This is a genomic window from Granulicatella sp. 20925_1_28 (assembly GCF_041433575.1).
Classification (GTDB): Bacteria; Bacillota; Bacilli; order Lactobacillales; family Aerococcaceae; genus Granulicatella.
Map to the genome: position 1 here is coordinate 1 of NZ_JAPWBS010000019.1, position 17080 is coordinate 17080.

The window sequence follows — 17080 nt, forward strand, 5'->3', positions numbered from 1 at the left end:
CGATGGTGAGGGTGCTTTTTTAATGCGATTGTTTCGTTAATATGATTGGATTTTGCGGAAATTTGTTTTGAAGCTCAAAGAATTGTGGTACAATGAATGAAAGTGATCGTGAAAACATTCTCTATATGAGATGAGAGGAGTCATTTATGAAAAAAGGAACGAAACGATTTTTAGCAGGGAGTGTAGCCCTCCTATCACTAGTAGTGGCAGGATGTTCTCAGTCTAAATCGACATCAGAATCAACAAAGGAAACAACAGAAGCAACAAGTGAAGTAACAACACAGGTAGCTTCTAATACAAAAAAGGATGCTAATAGTCCAGCAGCATCATTTGATTGGAATGCAAAGGTTGCACCACTGACAAAATACGAACAAACGTATGTTGAATCAAATAGCGGAAAAACCGTTACGATGAACTTGGAGGGTGTGCAAAAAGCAGTAGAGGCCTTGAATGAAAAGAAAAAGAGCATCACTGATACAAAAGTTCTAGAAGCATTAAAACTCGTGGATGCAGTATTTGTGAACCAAGAAAACTTTGATGTGCTTCTAAAAGCAACAGGGACTTCAAGCCAAGAGGAATTCTTTACACGTATTTGGAATGATTACATGGTGAACTTCTTGAAGGAAGCACGCCCAACATTTACAAATGACGGGGAAGTGGAGTATCAAGGAGTGAAGTATCCCGTTAAAGTCTATGCTCCAATGTACTTAAAGGTAAATACAAATGCCTTAGGAAGAGCGGCAGCTTATACGCTTGAAGATTATAAAGTGGAAGGCGATACCGTGTATTTGAAATTAAGAGCACCACGTGTTGATTTATACCAATATGAAGTACAAGCAAGTTATCAAAGAAATAATCAAGCTTTCTTTCAAGGGATTGTTGAAGAAGCACAAAAAGTCGCACAAACAGACTTTACAAAAGCGCTCTTGTATAAATTTATTTACCGCTTAGCTGCCGTTGGATTTAGAGGAGATGGCTATGTCAACTTAGAAGGAATGGATTATTACGATAGAAACGAACACTATTTAGCGATTAAGGTGGATGACAAAGGCAATGCAACCATCGATGATAAGAATTTAGTGAACCTTCTACAAATCGATATGAAGCCAGCAAACGAAGCGAATAAAGCAAAATTTGAATAAAGTAGATAATTACCTGAAAAAGATTTTTTTGAGGGTCTGCTAGCTTATATTAACCAATAAAGTTATAATGAAAAGGAGCATTTTAGCTCCTTTTTTGTATGAAAGAAGGTATCAAGATGAGTGGATTTTTAATAGGGATTGTTATAGGTGCTGTGATAATCTATTGTGGAATTCTTTATGTGAGAAAAGTTGAAAAGCGTTCTTTTTTAAGTTATCTAATGGAAAGATTACTCTTTCTGTTTGTAAAACCGTTGGCTTACTCAAAAGATGAGCCAGCAAAATTTGAGCAAGAATTAAATAAATTGGCCAAGGGGAATGATGTTCCTATCACAAATCCAAAGAAATATATTAAAGTAGATGTCCAAGAAAAAGATGTAGATGGCATGCAAGTGTTTGTGTGGAATGATAATAAAGAGGCTAATCAAAAAGTAATTCTATTTTTACATGGTGGGGCGTATGTACTGCAACCATCGATGATGCATTTTACCTTGGTGCATAAAATAGCACGGGCGATAGACGCAAAAGTGGTGTTTCCAATTTATCCAAAGGCTCCAAAGCATCAATACCGCGAGACGTATGAAAAGTTAGAAAAGTTATATCGCGGACTTTTAGAAGAACATACAAATCCGAATTCTATTATTTTCATGGGGGATTCTGCAGGAGGAGGGCTCTCCTTGGGATTTGCTATTTACTTAAAAGAACTTTCTTTACCACAGCCAAAGGAACTCGTTCTGTTTTCTCCTTGGGTGGATATTGCAACGGATAATCCTGAGATCGCCTCTTATGAACCATTTGACCCAATCCTTAAACAGAGCGGGGTTCATGAAGTGGCAAAGTTCTGGGCAGGAGAAGATTTGACACAACCACTAGTGAGTCCGCTATTTGGAGATTTATCAGGATTAGGAAGAATTAGTATTTATATTGGGACGCATGATATCCTTTATCCGGATAATCGATTGTTACATGAAAAGCTTCTTAAAGAAGGAATCAATCATCGATATATTGAACGCAAAAAGATGAATCATGTGTATGTGGGGCTCCCTATTAAAGAAGCTAGAGAAGATATTCAAGAATTAATTGAAGAGTTGAAAAAATAAGGAAAGCAATGCTCGACGGAGCATTGCTTTTCTTATTAGAAATTAGTTCTCTTTTCTATAAACTTTAGGAGTGCGATTATAGTATTTCTTAAATTGTCGGAAGAAATAACTTGTTGAAGAAAAGCCAGATTCGAAAGCAATGGTATCCATAGTGAAGTCTGTAGATTTTAATAAATCAGCAGCTTGCATTAGTCGTCTTTCCAATAGAATTTCCTGGAAATTTTTTCCAGTACTTTTTTTGAGAGTATTACTTAAATAAGTCGGATTATACCCAAAATGTCTAGCTAGAGTCTCTAATTTTAAGTTTCTAAAGTTATTATCGATAAAAGCAAGAATTTCATGAATCTTAATTTTAGAGGAATGATAATTCTTTGTAGCGTTTATGCTGTAAATTCTAACGAGTTCCAACATTATTAAATGAATATAGTGAGAAAGGAATTCGGATCCCTGATGTTGATAAGACCAGTACTCTGTCAATAATAATTGAATTAATGAATGGATAGCAATACTCTGAGTTGTATCAAAAATGACATATCTGTCATGATTAGTTTGCTTGTTAAAAACATCTGCAAGAATGTTTGCTTCCAGACTAGTGAGGTTTTGGTTTCTAAAAAGAAAAAGAGAAGAAAATGTTTCTTCATTAATCAAAATGTTAATCATTATGTCATCTTCTCCTAAAGCATCAATAGAATGAGGAACATCTCTATCTAATACACATAAACTTCCTTTAGTAAGTTGTACTGTTTTTCCGTTAATTGTTTGAGTACAAGTGCCAGAATAAATGTAGGTCATCTCAATAAAATCATGAAGATGTTCAATCATCGGAGCGAAACGATTGTGTCTATTAATATAAATATTTTCACCTTCGCTAAAGAATAGTGATTTTGGAAAACGAAAAATATTAAATTTGGGATCGACATAGGTGTCAAAGTTTTTGTCAGCTCTAGAAATATCATTCACGGATTTACCTGTTTCACGTTGCTTTTGTTCAAATACGTTGATATGTCGTAAATAAATATCTAATTCTTCTAAATTCATAAACAACCCCTCTTAATAACTGTGGATAGTTCATTATAACCTGTTTTTAATGCATTGTGAATAGATTGAAATCAAAGTAATATGATTTTAGTAAAACGCTTTAATTCAATCAAGAAGGGATAGATAAACAATGACAGAAAATAATAATGTATCAAGCGTTCCAATTGGAGAGAAAATAACATATGGATTTGGTAATTTAGCAGCTAATCTGATGATTACTACAGCAAATGGATTTATCACTTATTTCTATACAGATGTTGTTGGCTTAACAATTTCAGTAGTGGGATCAATTTTATTATTTGCTCGAGTATTTGATGGTATTACTGATATTCTAATGGGAGCGGTTGTTGACCGTACATCAACTGCAAAAGGAAAGGCACGTCCATGGATTAAACGAATGATTCTTCCATACGCACTTGCACTTATCCTTTTATTTACTTCACCGTCGTTCTTACCACAAGAAATGAAGGCTGTTTATGCATTTGCTACTTATGTTATTTCTTTAGCAGGTGTTTATACAATGACAATGGTTCCATATAATACAATGTTAGGAACTACAACCTCTGATTCAAAAGAACGAGGATTTTTATCAACATCAAGAACAATTTTTGGGTTCTTAGGAGCGTTTCTAGTAAATGGGATTGTATTAAAAGTAGTTGGTATGTTTGGAAATGTGACCGAAGCATCATCTTGGACTAAAATGGCTGCAGTATTTGCACTTGTATCCGCTGTATTATTAACAATCTTATATAAAAACTCAAAAGAACGTGTCTTAGAAACGAATGAGGATTATGTAGATGGACAAGTTGAAAAAGTACCTGTCATGGATAATGTAAAAGCATTATTTAAAAATAAATATTGGATTATTATGATTACAACAATGTTAATTGGGTTTATTAGTGCAGGACTAGGTGGTATCAATATTTACTATGCCCAATATATTCTTGGAGATATTGAAAAAGTAGCAGTTATTGGGATGTTATCATTTGCACCAATTATCGTTGGTTCATTCTTTACACCTATTATTATGGCTAAAATGTCAAAACGCAATGCTATGATTTTTGGGAACGCAATTGTTATTTTAGGAACAATAATCTTAGCATTATTCCCTGAAAATTATGACCTTATCAAAGTGGGATTAATTGTTCGTGGCCTTGGTTTAGCTCCAACTGCTGTAGCTAGTTATGCGATGCTAGGTGATGTAGCAGACTATGGTGAATGGAAAACTGGGATTCGTTCAGATGGATTAATTTTCTCTGCTGGAACTTTTGGAGAAAAAGTTGGTTCAGGTTTAGGAGGATTATTGATTGGGATTGTAATGTCAATCGGGGGATATGTAGCAGGTGCAGCAGCTCAAACACCAGGAACGATTTTTGCAATTAAAGCATTATTTGCATATATTCCAATTTTACTAGGTATTATTTCGATTGTGTTGATGTTCTTCTATGATTTAGATAAAAAATTACCTGAGATTGTAAAGAATCTTCAAGAACGTTCGCAAGGCCTATCAGAACAATAAGACATTGAGGGAGATGCAAATTGCATTCTCCCTAATTGTGCTATAAGGAGAGAAAGATAATGGATTTAAAAAGAAAACCATTTTATTTAGATGACACTGCTATTGAGTGGGTAAATAATACCCTAAATGGATTAACTGAAGATGAAAAAATTGGGCAATTATTTTTTCCAATTGGATTTTCAACTGAAAAAGAATATCTGAATCATTTGAGAAGTCTCGGTATTGGCGGCTTATTTTTCAGACCTGGAGTGGCTGAAGAGGTACAACAAACTTATGAATATATGCAACGAACAAGTAAAGTGCCACTATTAACAGCTGCCAACCTAGAAGATGGTGGAAATGGCTCATCTATAGAAGGAACAGCTTTCGGAAATCAAATGGCAGTTGCAGCAACAAATCAAACAAGCGATGCATATACATTAGGGAAAATTGCCTCCTCTGAAGGGAAAGCGGTAGGTGTAAATTTTGGATTCTCGCCTGTTGTAGATTTAGATTTGAACTTTAGAAATCCAATTACAAATGTTCGAACATATGGAAGCGATGTAGAACGAGTGATTAAGAATGCTAAAGAGTATATACAAGCGTTTCATGATAATGGAATCATGACATCGATTAAACATTTTCCTGGAGATGGAGTAGATGAACGAGATCAGCACTTACTTACTTCCATTAATTCTTTATCAGTAGATAATTGGAAAAAAACTTTTGGTAAAGTGTATCAAGAGTTAATTGATTTTGGTTCGAAAGCAGTTATGGTTGGACACATTGCGTTTCCTGCATATTCTGGGGATGAAATGCCTGCAACGTTAAGTCCTCAATTACTTCAAGATTTATTGAGAAATGAACTTGGATTTAATGGACTTACGATTACCGATGCAACTCCGATGGTTGGATTTTGTTCAGCGATGAAGAGAAGTGAAGCAGTACCATATACCATTCAAGCGGGTTGTGACATGTTACTATTTAACCGTGTTTTAGAAGAAGATATCCAATATATGAAAGATGGATTGTCGAAAGGAATTCTAACAAAAGAAAGATTAGATGAAGCTGTTACTCGAATTTTAGCAACAAAGGCATCGTTAGGGTTGCATCAAACAATTAACCACGGGACAGCAAAGTTTGAAGATTTTAGAGAAGAGCAACTAGATTTGGCAGATCGATCTATAACTCTTGTAAAAGATACACAAAATATGCTTCCGTTAAGTGTTGAGAAGCATAAGAGAGTCCTTTTACAATTATTAGGTTCGTTTGATTCGAATGAGAGAGTGCTAGAAAAGGTTAAGGCGGAATTAGAGAAACGAGATTTTGAGATTACAGTTTATGAACCTGAAACAAACTTTTTCGATTTAGGAACGGTAACTTCATTTTCAAATGATTATGATGCGGTGTTATATGTTGCGAATATACAAAATGCAAGTAACCAGACAGTTACTCGTGTTCATTGGCACACATTATTTGGATTAGGGAATAACCTACCTTGGTTTACAAAAGAAGTTCCTACGATGCTCCTCAGTTTTGGGAATCCATACCATTTGTACGATTTGCCAATGGTCGATACGGTGATTAATGCATATTGTAACTACGATCATTTTATTGAAATGGCTATTAAAAAAGTGACAGGAGAAAGCTCGTTTAAAGGTGTAAGTCCAGTAAATCCATTTTGTGAGAACAATCTTTTGGAGGAGTTAAAAAATGAAGATTAGTCATTTAAAAGTGAATGGAGTGAAGGCTCCTTTAGGGTATCGTTTTGATTACTTGACATTTTCTTGGAGATTGGAAGGTCAGTTAGAACCATTAGAGGAATGTAGCGTGGAAATTTCTAAAAGTGAAACCTTTGCTGAAATTTTATGGAGTGGAACAACCAAGAGTAGTTTTAATACTATTTCAACGAATGCAAACTTTTTAGAACCAAAAACAAAGTATTATTGGAGAGTATGCTTTGGCAAGATTGAAGCTATTAGTACTTTTGAAACTTCAAAAATGAATGAACCTTGGGAAGCTAAATGGCTTTCATATAAAGAGGAGACCAAAGAGTCGATATCGTTCGTCAAGAAATTTTCGTTTTTAAAGAAAATTAAACAGGCAAGATTATATACTGTGGCTCATGGGTTGTATGAAGTGTATATAAACGGAGTGAAATTAGGTGATGAATATTTAACACCTGGGTATCATAGCTATGATTTATTACAGCAATATCAAACCTATGACGTGACAGATTTCTTAATAGAAGATACTGAGGTTTCTTTTATTGTAGGAAATGGTTGGTATCGTGGTCGTTTTATTTTCGAAGGTGGATTTGAAAATATTTACGGAAATAAACAGCAACTAATTGCAGAGTTGCAAGTGGAATATACAGATGGGACTTGGGAGCGATTTGGGTCAGATGAAACATGGTTAGTAGAAACAAATTGCATTCAAGAAAATTCAATTTATGATGGAGAAATCATTGACTTCACTTATGAAAAAAACGTGTTAACAACTGAGGTGATTGACGGCAACACAGCGTTATTAACACCGCGTTTGGATTTGCCTGTTGAAGTAGTGGAAGAATTTTCCCCACGGATATTTTTCGATACAAAAAATCAAATGATCTTAGATTTTGGGCAAGAAATAACAGGTTGGATCTGTACCGAGTTACTTGAAAATAAAGAGAGTGTGCGATTCCAATTCGGCGAATTATTACAGAATGGAGCTTTTTATACAGAAAACCTTAGAACTGCAAAACAAGAATTTATAATAAAAAATGGGGTCAAAGGTATGAAACTGCGTCCGCATTTTACTTTTTTTGGATTCCGTTATGTAAAAGTAGAGGGGTTGAGTCAAGAAGAAGCGGATTTAGTGGTTGCACAGGCATTGCAAAGTAAGATGGATGAAACCTTTGAATTTAGCTCCTCTAATAGTGAGTTGAATCAACTACTAAGTAATATTCGCTGGAGTCAAAAAGATAATTTCTTGAGTATCCCAACTGATTGTCCGCAACGGGATGAGCGCATGGGATGGACAGGGGATTTAACAGTTTTTGCAAACACAGCTTGTTACAACATGGAAACGAGAGCCTTTTTTGCTCACTTTATGGAAAATTTGAAATTAGAGCAAGGTTTACTTGATGGGGCTACGCCGTTTTTTGCTCCAGTTCCCAAAGTGGAGGATGCAAAAAATCCATTCTTAACAAATGCAGGTGCAGCCGTCTGGGGAGATGCCGCAACATTCATTCCTTTTAATCTCTATCGTCATTTTAGAGATAAGGGATTGTTAAAACAATATTTGAATCTGATGACGGATTGGGTGGATTGGATTTATAGACAAGATGAAGCACGTGGTGGAAATAGACTGTGGGATTTTGGGTGGCAATTAGGAGATTGGTTAGCTTTAGATACGGGCATTAAAGGTTCAGTATTTGGTGCGACAGACTCTGCGTTAATTGCCTCCGCTTATTATTATATCTCTGCAGATTATACTGCGAAAATGTTGTCTGTGTTGGAGGATAACCGAAGTGGATTTTATCGAACTTTAGCAAAAGAAGTTCGTGAAAAAATAATTAATACTTACTTTAATGGAGATGAATTGAATACAAATCCTGTGACGTTGCAATCAGAGGTAGAAAATATCCGTCAATCTATGGCACAAAATTATGGAGGAGTTACAATTCCAACTGCAATCGATACTCAAACAGGATTAGCGATATTGCTCCGTCATGGATTATATCCAAATGAAGTTGCACGAGACAAACTGGCAAAACGACTTAAAGAAAAAATGGTTAAACATAATGGATATTTAACAACTGGTTTTGCAGGGACAGGAGATTTACCACATGCATTACTAGACGCGGGGCTACGTGAAGAAGCTATAAACCTGTTGCTTAAAAAGGAAACACCGAGCTGGTTGTTTGAGGTAAAAATGGGCGCAACTACAACATGGGAACGATGGGATTCTATACTTCCTAATGGTGAAATTAGTGGTACTGACATGAATAGTTTAAACCATTACGCTTATGGTGCAGTAGAAGATTTTATCATAGAAAAACTAGTGGGAATTCAATTGCCAAATGTGTTAGACGATACAGAGACGTATGTGATTCAACCAAACTTTACCAACCGTCTAGAATGGGTGAAAGGAGCTCTTCAAACTGCTAATGGTGAATTATCGGTTTTTTGGAGATACAGTGGCGACGAGGTATTAGTCGATGTTATATTACCAGGACGTACAATTGCCAAGTATGTATCCTCAAATGGAGATGAAATCTATCTTAAACCAGGTCATAATAAAATGAAAGATGTGATTGTATAATGAAAGGTGTATTATTTGATTTAGATGGTGTCGTTACAGATACAGCAACCTATCATTTTTCTGCGTGGAGTCAACTCGTTAAAGATGAGTTCGGCCTCACATTGCCAGAAAATATTGAAGAACGCACGAAGGGTGTCAGTAGAGAGGACTCGCTAAAAATTATTCTTGATGAATTGAATATATCTGTAGATGAAGAAAGATTTCAGTATTTAGCGAATAAAAAGAATCAATTTTATATTGAATCATTAGAGCAATTAACCGATCAGGATATTTTGCCAGGAATTCAAGAATTAATAAATGACTTGAAGCAAAAAGGCGTCAAAATAGCACTGGCGTCAGCAAGCCATAATGGACCTTTTATACTTAAAAAAATCGGATTACTCTATTTTTTTGATACTATTGTAGATCCAGGAAAAGTAACTAAAGGCAAGCCGAATCCGGAAATTTTTGAAGTGGCAGCCGCACAATTAGGTCTAGCGTCAAACGACTGTGTTGGTGTTGAAGATTCGATTGCAGGTATAGCAGCTATTAATAGTGCAGGAAGTTGTTCTGTAGGTGTTGGAGACGAAACTCTTTCTCAAGCATTTAAAAGAGTCGAAAGCACAAAGGAGTTAACTGTTACGCTACTTAAAGAAGCATGGGATAATTTTGTGGAAGAAAAAATATAAAGTGAAAGAGCTGTTCTGTCAGGACAGCTCTTTTGTGTTTCGTACTTGTGAAGGCAGTTTTCCAAACTGATTTTGGAATTGTTTATAGAAGTAAGTCTTGTTGGAATAACCAACTGTTTGGCAGATTTTTTCAATCGAGAAGTTGGTTGATTTTAAGAGCAACTGGGCTATCATTATTTTTTTCTGATTGAGCAGTTCGGTAAAGGTAACATTTCCTTTTTCTTTAATCAGATTGCTGAGGTAGTTTTTATTAAAGTTCAATTCCTTCGCTGCCTTGGCAAGAGTCAGCGTCGAGTATTCTTGGTCGATTAATTCAAGTACTTGCACATATGGGTCATTCGCATCACGAACGGTATCGCCTAGCGTTGGCAATGAACGGGCAAGCTCGAATAAGAGAATACTTAAGTAATGTTCCAAGATTTGGTTGGAAAATGGTTTTGGATCAAAGTATTCATTCAGCATTAATTCAATTAAGTTCTTTGATTTATTTGTCTTATCCGACTGAAGAACGATAAAGTTTTCCGCAGACTGAATATGTGTATGACTCTTTAAGAGAAATTGATACAAAATACTATTTTGTCCCTGCAATTCTTCCAAGTTCTTCAAGGAAATTTGAGTATCTTTAAAAACAATATTAATTAACAAATCGTCTTCTCCAAGTGCTTCGATTGCATGCGCGCTACCGGCATCCATCAACAGGATATCCCCCTCGTAAAACGTATAGGGGGTATCGTTAATAATTTGTTGGCATTGGCCCTGTAGTACATAGTTCAACTCCAAAAATTGGTGAGTGTGTTTTGGATACGGAGCGTAACGGTTATGTTTGCTAATATAAATCGAGCGATTGGCTAGAAATAAATCGTTTGTCAAACGAGGAAGACCCGCGTATCGACTGTCATAATCGGGGATATGTTTTCCAGTTTCTTTTTGCTTTGTTTCAATGTCTGTTTCTTTGGTTAAATAATCGATAATTGAAAGCATTTTCTTCTCCTGTATATTTGATACGATTTGAATAACTTGTTGTTATTGTAGCATAAGTCAAAACATAGTTAAATGAATTTGAGAGAACCGTAAAGGAGTGAAGTTATGAGTGTGCATGTAGCAGTAGATATTGGCGCTTCGAGTGGACGTGTCATTGTAGCAGAATATGAAGATAATCATTTCGAAGTAAGTGAAGTCCATCGTTTTAAAAATGGCTTTGGTCAAGTAGATGGGCATGACCGATGGGACATCGACGACTTGTTTGAAAACATTTTGATGGGTTTAGAAAAAGTAAAAGAGCGTGGCATTGAAGAATGCACCCTTGGAATCGATACTTGGGCAGTCGATTATGTTCTAGTAAAGGATGGAGAAAAATTAGGACATCCGATTGCATATAGAGATTCTCGCACACAAAAGGGTGTGGAAAATGTCTTTGCGAAAATTTCAAAAGAAGACCTTTATTCAAAAACAGGAATTCAATTTCTTCCGTTCAATACGGTGTTCCAATATGCTTCAGAAGAAAAAGAGGTACTACAAAACGCGGAGAAGAGCTTACTGATTCCGGACTACCTCGCATATCAGTTAACAGGAGTGATGGTTGCCGAAGAGACGAACGCCTCAACAACTCAATTATTAAATCCGCATCACAAAAAGTATGATGTAGAATTACTCGAAATTGCTGGATTAGAAGCGCATCAATTACCAGAGTTGGTAGCTGCTGGAACGTATATTGGAGACGTAACCGATGCAATAAGAGCTGCTTACGATTTGCCACTGACTCATGTATATGCAGTAGCCACACATGATACAGCATCTGCGGTCGTTGGGGTTCCAGCTACCGATGAGCATTTTGCTTACATTTCAAGTGGGACGTGGTCGTTAATTGGAACGGAGCTGAAAGAAGTGCTCATTACCGCAGAAACACAGAAACAGAATTATACGAATGAATGGGGAGCGTACGAAACGATTCGCTTCTTAAAAAACATCACGGGTATGTGGAGCATTCAAGAAATTGCTCGTATGTTGGACTATCAATATTCCTATCAAGAAATGGCTAAAGCGGCAAAAGAAGTGCCACCGTTTGAACAGTTTGTCGATTTAAATGATGAACGATTTACGAATCCACAAAATATGATCGAAGAAATTCAAGCGTATTGTAAAGAAACCAATCAGAAGGCGCCAGAGACGGTTGGCGAACTCACCATGTGTGTGTATTCGAATCTCGCGCTATTATATGCCTATGAATTAGAGTATTTAGAACGACTCGTGGGACATTCCTTTGACGCGATTCATATTGTTGGAGGAGGGTCAAATGTATCCATCCTCAACCAATTGACAGCTACGGTTACGGGAAAAACGGTTGTGGCAGGACCAGGAGAAGCAACAGCTCTAGGAAATCTATTAGTCCAAATGATTGCAGATGGAAAACTTGAATCTCTGCAGTATGCTCGTCAGTTCCTAAGAGAACAAATTGAATTAAATACATTCAAACCAGAGGGAATTGATAACAAACAATTATTACAACAATGGAAACAACAAACAGAAAGAGGGAAAAACAATGGTTGAATCAGCAGTAAAACAAGCCTATGAAGTAGCGAAAAAAAGATACGCCGCAATTGGCGTTGACACAGATGCCGTACTCAAAAAATTACAAGATGTTAAAATCTCGATGCATTGCTGGCAAGGTGATGATGTTCACGGATTTTGGAATGCGGACGGAGAATTAACAGGAGGAATCTTATCTACAGGGAACTATCCCGGTGCGGCAAGAACTCCTGAGGAATTACGTCAAGATATCGAGAAAGCTTACTCATTAATTCCAGGGAAGCATAAATTAAACTTGCATGCGATTTACCTTGATACAGATGAAAAAGTGGACTTAGACGAAATCGAGCCACATCATTTCCAAAAATGGGTGGATTGGGCCAAAGAACATCAAGTAGGATTAGACTTTAACCCAACGTTCTTCTCACATCCGATGATGAAAGATGGCTTTACACTATCTAGCCCAGATCCCCAAGTGCGAGCATTTTGGATTGAACATGGGAAACGGTCACGTCGTGTGGCTGAATATTTCGGGAAAGAACTCGGTGAAACGTGTTATACTAATTTCTGGGTGCCAGACGGATTTAAAGATACTCCTGTTGATCGCTTAGCACCTCGCAAACGTTTAATGGAATCACTAGATGAAATTTTCAGTGAAGAAATTGACGAACGCTATAACAAAGACGCTGTAGAAAGTAAATTATTCGGTATCGGTGCCGAAGCCTACACGGTCGGTTCTCATGAATTCTATATGGGATACGGCCTCACACGTGGAAAAATGATTTTATTAGATGCTGGACATTTCCATCCAACAGAAACTATCTCGAATAAATTATCTTCACTGGCGTTGTTCAGTAAAGGTGTGATGCTTCACGTTTCAAGACCTGTTCGTTGGGATAGTGACCATGTGGTGATTATGGACGATGAGCTTCAAGAAATTGCAAAAGAAATCGTTCGTAATGATTTACTCGATAAAGCCGTAATCGGATTAGACTTTTTCGATGCGACAATTAACCGTATCGCTGCATGGGTTGTTGGTATGCGCAATACTCAAAAAGCATTACTAAAAGCTTTACTAGAACCTACTGAAGATTTACGAGCAATTGAACTCGAGCAAGATTTAACTAAACGTTTAGTTGTAACAGAAGAATTAAAAGACTTCCCATATGCCGATGTTTGGAATTATTTCTGCGAAATAAATGGTGTTCCAGTCGGACTTGCATGGTATAATGAAGTCAAAGCATACGAAGAACAAGTGTTATCACAAAGAAATTAAGGGAGAACTGAAAAATGACAAAATTTATTGAATCACCAGCGGTAAAAAAAATATGTGAACTAACAAAAGAATCGTACTTACGTTACTGGGATGAACGTAATGGCGGGAACGTATCCGTACGTTTAGAAGCGAGTGAAGTAGAAGCGTATGAAGATGTGAAGGAAGTGAAACGTGTCCTTGACTTAGGGTTCGACGCTTCCACGCTTGCGGGCTACTATTACTTAGTAACCGGTACAGGCCGTTACTTCAGAAACGTGACCAACCAACCGCTTCTTGATTTAGGCTTGGTTCGTATTTCAGAAGACGGACAAAAAGCAGAATTATTATGGGGATTCGAAGATGGTGGGAAACCAACCTCAGAATTCGCGAGCCACTTAATGAGCCACATCGAACGACTCAAAGTGAATCCAAATCATAAAGTGGTCTTCCATTGCCACCCAACAAACCTTATCGCCTTAAGCTTCACACAACCATTAGATGAACGTCATTTATCAAGACTTCTTTGGAAAATGCAAGCTGAATCGATTGTGGTATTCCCAGAAGGGATTGGTGTGATTCCTTATATGACACCTGGAACAAACGCCATTGGGGAAGCAACGGCTGCGAAAATGGCTGAGTTTAGAGCTGTGATTTGGCCACACCATGGATTATTTGCGGCAGGCGATACACTGGATGAAACGTATGGTTTGATTGAAGTCATCGAAAAAGCAGCGATGATTTACTCTCAAGTAGGGGCTCAAGGTGGTAAAATTCTACAAGAAATTACAGATGTGCAATTACAAGAAATTGCGGAATACTTTAATATGACTCCGCACGAAGGATTCTTAGACGTTTAATCAAACAGAAATCTCAAGGGGCAGGCTGAAAAAGCTTGTCCTTTTTTGCGTTTTCACGAGCTCCCAAGTCTCCATACATGTACATTGCCCTAGAACTGTTGTAAAATAAAGAGGTAACTACAATAAAAAAGGGGTATCGACAGATGAGCTCAATTTACAATGATGATAGTTTAACGCTACATACAGACCTATACCAAATTAATATGATGAAAACCTACTGGGAAACAGGCGTTTATGAGAAAAAAGCCATTTTCGAAGCGTATTTCAGAAAATTACCATTTGAAAATGGATATGCGATTTTTGCTGGACTAGAACGCATTGTTCGTTACATTGAACAATTACGTTTCTCAAAAACGGATATTGACTATTTACGTGGACTTGGACATTATCCAGAAGAATTCTTAACATACTTAGAAAACTTCGAATTCAAAGGAAGCATTCGCTCTGCAGTAGAAGGGGAACTCGTTTTTGCAAACGAACCATTGGTGCAAGTAGAAGGAACACTTGCGGAATGCCAATTAATTGAAACGGCCTTATTAAATATCGTCAACTTCCAAACACTGATCGCAACAAAAGCGAGCCGTGTACGTATGGTTTCAGGAGACGATCCAGTATTAGAATTCGGAACTCGTCGTGCACAAGAATTAGATGCGGCAATTTGGGGAACACGTGCAGCGTACATCGGTGGATGCGATGCGACAAGTAACGTTCGTGCCGGCAAGATGTTTGGCATTCCAGTTTCTGGGACACATGCCCACGCATTAGTACAAGCGTACCGTGATGACTACAAAGCATTTAAGGCGTATGCTGAGAGTCACCGTGACTGCGTATTCTTAGTGGATACGTATGATATCTTGAAATCTGGTGTTCCAAATGCTATCCGTGTAGCCAAAGAATTCGGCGACAAGATTAATTTCTTAGGCGTTCGTATCGACAGTGGTGACATGGCTTATATGTCGAAAAAAGTTCGTCAACAATTAGACGAAGCTGGATTTACAAAAGCGAAAATTTACGCATCAAGTGACCTTGATGAAAAAACAATCCTCAACTTGAAGATGCAAGGTGCTAAAATTGACGTTTGGGGAATCGGTACTCGTTTAATTACAGCGTATGACCAACCAGCACTTGGTTGTGTGTACAAGCTTGTAAGTATCGAAGATGAAAACGGCGTAATGGTGGATACAATGAAGATTTCAAACAACGCTGAAAAAGTATCGACACCTGGTAAGAAACAAGTATGGCGTATTACACGTAATTCGGACGGAAAATCTGAAGGGGACTACATTGCGCTATGGGATGAACGTCCAGATCAATTAGACGAACTCTTTATGTTCCATCCAGTCTACACTTATATCAATAAAACAGTGAAAGACTTTACTGCGCGTCCAATTTTACAACCGATTTTCAATAACGGAAAATTAGTGTATGAATTGCCAAAACTTCAAGAGATTAAAGCATACAAAAACGAGCAAATCGAAGCGCTATGGGACGAATACAAACGTATCTTGAACCCAGAGCAATATCCAGTCGACCTCTCTCAAAAGACATACGACCAAAAATTGGCAAGTATTGCGGAAATCAGAGAAGAAGTGCGTCTTAAATCAGAACAGTTGGCCAAAGAAAACGCAAAGTAAGGGGAACGTTATGAGACCATTACAACAAAAAATTATCGAAACGCTTCGTGTGAAACCAGTGATTAATCCTGAAGAAGAAATTCGTAAAACCGTCGATTTCTTAAAGGCGTATCTTGCAAAGCATCCCTTCTTGAATGGGTATGTCCTTGGGATTAGCGGCGGACAAGATTCAACGCTTGCTGGGAAACTTGCACAAATGGCGATTGATGAATTGAACGAAGAACAAGACCAAAAAGTGTATCGTTTTTATGCCGTGCGCCTTCCTTATGGGGTGCAAGCAGATGAACAAGATGCCATGGATGCAATTGCCTTTATGAAAGCAACGGATGTACTTCGCGTGAACGTGAAGGATGCAGTAGATGCGTCTGAACGCAGTATTGAAGCCTTAGGAATGGAAATTTCGGACTTCAATAAAGGAAATATCAAAGCGCGTGAACGCATGGTCGCTCAATATGCGATTGCCGGCCAAACGGGTTGTGCCGTTATTGGAACAGACCATGCGGCAGAATCGGTAACAGGTTTCTATACGAAATTTGGGGACGGGGCTGCAGATATCACTCCATTATGGCGTCTCAATAAACGTCAAGGCCGTGCGATGTTACAAGTGCTGGGTGCTCCTGAGCATTTATACTTGAAAGTTCCAACGGCAGATCTTGAAGAAGATCGCCCATCACTTCCAGACGAAGTAGCGCTAGGGGTTACTTACGAAGAGATTGATGATTATCTCGAAGGAAAAGACATCAACGAAAAAGCGGCTGAGACGATTGAAAATTGGTATCGAAAGACAGAACATAAACGTCACTTACCAATCACAATCTATGATGATTTCTGGAAATAAAGCTTCAAAGGCTATTCCTATCAGACAACTGGTAGGGATAGTCTTTTTTTGCTCTTTCAAGCAAACGCTCTATTGAATTTCAAATAAGGAGTGCTATAATGAAGGTAACAATAGTCGGTTAATAGTTTTCAATTTCATTGGAGGTGGTCTTTATGGACTTAGTATTACCAATGTTTCTGGGGACGTTTGCACTGATGGGAGTTGCTCTATATTTGTTCT

At 37.5% G+C, this 17080-nt stretch carries 13 protein-coding genes; 11 read left to right on the top strand and 2 right to left on the bottom strand.

From position 1 onward, the window contains the following. The first annotated feature begins 146 nt into the window (after nt 1-146). Nucleotides 147-1142: a hypothetical protein gene (locus O3793_RS08165; protein WP_371446744.1), complete on the top strand. Its 996-nt coding sequence runs from the start codon at nt 147-149 to the stop codon at nt 1140-1142. Nucleotides 1143-1258: 116 nt separating this feature from the next. Then, nucleotides 1259-2239, top strand: a complete 981-nt coding sequence (locus O3793_RS08170; RefSeq protein WP_371446746.1) for an alpha/beta hydrolase — start codon at nt 1259-1261, stop codon at nt 2237-2239. Between the two features lie 42 nt (nt 2240-2281). On the opposite strand, the gene O3793_RS08175 is transcribed toward O3793_RS08170, so the two are convergent. Continuing rightward, the gene (locus O3793_RS08175; RefSeq protein ID WP_371446748.1) at nt 2282-3277 is read right to left on the bottom strand and encodes an AraC family transcriptional regulator; all 996 of its coding nucleotides are present in this window, start codon (nt 3275-3277) and stop codon (nt 2282-2284) included. Nucleotides 3278-3407: 130 nt separating this feature from the next. Here O3793_RS08175 and O3793_RS08180 point away from each other — a divergent pair, with 130 nt between their 5' ends. Genes O3793_RS08180 through pgmB form a run of 4 tightly spaced genes read left to right on the top strand, consistent with a single transcriptional unit; the run spans nt 3408 to nt 9751 of the window. After that, nucleotides 3408-4796 carry an MFS transporter gene (locus tag O3793_RS08180; protein WP_371446750.1) on the top strand — a complete coding sequence of 463 codons (1389 nt, stop codon included), beginning with the start codon at nt 3408-3410 and terminating at the stop codon, nt 4794-4796. A 59-nt stretch (nt 4797-4855) separates the two neighbouring features. Then, nucleotides 4856-6499, top strand: coding sequence for a glycoside hydrolase family 3 protein (locus O3793_RS08185; RefSeq protein ID WP_371446752.1), 1644 nt, complete (start codon nt 4856-4858; stop codon nt 6497-6499). Then, nucleotides 6489-9083 carry a family 78 glycoside hydrolase catalytic domain gene (locus O3793_RS08190; RefSeq protein WP_371446753.1) on the top strand — a complete coding sequence of 865 codons (2595 nt, stop codon included), beginning with the start codon at nt 6489-6491 and terminating at the stop codon, nt 9081-9083. The genes O3793_RS08185 and O3793_RS08190 overlap by 11 nt, the downstream gene beginning before the upstream one ends. After that, nucleotides 9083-9751, top strand: a complete 669-nt coding sequence (gene pgmB, locus O3793_RS08195) for a beta-phosphoglucomutase (RefSeq protein ID WP_371446755.1) — start codon at nt 9083-9085, stop codon at nt 9749-9751. Before O3793_RS08190 ends, pgmB begins: the two co-directional genes overlap by 1 nt. Before the next feature lie 18 nt (nt 9752-9769). Here pgmB and O3793_RS08200 read toward each other — a convergent pair whose 3' ends face one another. Then, complete coding sequence (locus tag O3793_RS08200; RefSeq protein ID WP_371446757.1) at nt 9770-10732, bottom strand: helix-turn-helix domain-containing protein; 963 nt, start codon at nt 10730-10732, stop codon at nt 9770-9772. 105 nt (nt 10733-10837) lie between these two features. Here O3793_RS08200 and rhaB point away from each other — a divergent pair, with 105 nt between their 5' ends. The 5 genes from rhaB to nadE all read left to right on the top strand — a co-directional run bounded on the left by rhaB (nt 10838) and on the right by nadE (nt 16861). After that, entirely contained in the window at nt 10838-12298 is a 1461-nt protein-coding gene (rhaB, locus tag O3793_RS08205; protein WP_371446759.1) for a rhamnulokinase, read from the top strand. After that, complete coding sequence (gene rhaA / locus O3793_RS08210) at nt 12291-13553, top strand: L-rhamnose isomerase (protein ID WP_371446761.1); 1263 nt, start codon at nt 12291-12293, stop codon at nt 13551-13553. Before rhaB ends, rhaA begins: the two co-directional genes overlap by 8 nt. A 14-nt stretch (nt 13554-13567) precedes the next feature. Further along, nucleotides 13568-14389, top strand: coding sequence for a rhamnulose-1-phosphate aldolase (gene rhaD / locus O3793_RS08215; protein WP_371446762.1), 822 nt, complete (start codon nt 13568-13570; stop codon nt 14387-14389). A 143-nt stretch (nt 14390-14532) separates the two neighbouring features. Continuing rightward, nucleotides 14533-16023 (top strand): nicotinate phosphoribosyltransferase, encoded by a 1491-nt coding sequence (locus O3793_RS08220; protein WP_175814570.1) that lies wholly within the window; start codon nt 14533-14535, stop codon nt 16021-16023. Between the two features lie 10 nt (nt 16024-16033). Beyond that, complete coding sequence (gene nadE / locus O3793_RS08225; protein ID WP_371446765.1) at nt 16034-16861, top strand: ammonia-dependent NAD(+) synthetase; 828 nt, start codon at nt 16034-16036, stop codon at nt 16859-16861. The last annotated feature ends 219 nt before the right edge of the window (nt 16862-17080 follow it).